Origin of the sequence: Paraburkholderia sp. SIMBA_054, from assembly GCF_046534875.1 — a bacterium.
In the GTDB taxonomy this organism is placed as follows: Bacteria; Pseudomonadota; Gammaproteobacteria; order Burkholderiales; family Burkholderiaceae; genus Paraburkholderia; species Paraburkholderia hospita.
Map to the genome: position 1 here is coordinate 1 of NZ_JAWRXV010001712.1, position 236 is coordinate 236.

General features: G+C 29.2%; 1 protein-coding gene. It reads left to right on the forward strand.

Annotated features, from left to right (window positions below):
* On the forward strand, nt 1–236 hold a 236-nt coding region (locus SB822_RS60950; protein WP_410859634.1), incomplete at both ends, for a hypothetical protein.

Consider the following 236-nt stretch of genomic DNA (forward strand, 5'->3'; position numbering starts at 1 on the left):
TTTGATAGCTAAATACGAGTTGTTATTAGCACGAAATGTTGAAGACAATAAAGGTATTTGTCTCATCACTCACACAAACGTAGCTGTAGATGAAATAAAAAAAGGTTTAGTTAAATTAGGTAGGGGAGATATAGATTATCCTAATTTTCTAGGGACTATTCAAGAGTTTTTCAATACTTTCTTTGCTAGAAAAGCATTCCATCTTTTACTTGGAGATAAAAAATTAAAAATATTAG